The sequence below is a fragment of the Hymenobacter lapidiphilus genome (assembly GCF_003417065.2).
GTDB lineage: Bacteria > Bacteroidota > Bacteroidia > Cytophagales > Hymenobacteraceae > Hymenobacter.
This window is the reverse complement of record NZ_QVLT01000079.1, coordinates 1-421: the sequence shown is the minus strand read 5'-3', so window position 1 is coordinate 421 and position 421 is coordinate 1. Positions and strand designations below refer to the sequence as shown.

Annotated in this window: 1 protein-coding gene; it reads left to right on the top strand. The window is 65.6% G+C overall.

Annotated elements, in window-relative coordinates:
• Positions 1–421: AMP-binding protein (locus D0N36_RS19285; RefSeq protein ID WP_199798378.1), on the top strand; the 421-nt coding region annotated here is incomplete at both ends.

Sequence of the window (421 nt, the reverse complement as noted above, 5' to 3'; positions counted from 1 at the left end):
TCGGAACCTCGTCTACGCCGCCTTTGCATACGCCAAAACCGTCGGGATCGCCGACAAGCCGTTCGAGGCGGTGAGCTATCTGCCGCTGTGCCACGTCGCCGAGCGCTGCTACGGCACGGTGACGCATATGTCGTTCGAGGCCCTATGTGAGCGCGGCAAGGCCTATGGGCAGCAGAACCCGGACGCCGATGCCACGCTCGACCGGCTGATCAGCCAGGGCACGCCCGACGATGTCTGCATCCTCGTCTACACGTCGGGCACGACGGGTCCGCCCAAGGGCGCGATGCTGACCCATCGGAACCTCGTCTACGCCGCCTTTGCATACGCCAAAACCGTCGGGATCGCCGACAAGCCGTTCGAGGCGGTGAGCTATCTGCCGCTGTGCCACGTCGCCGAGCGCTGCTACGGCACGGTGACGCAT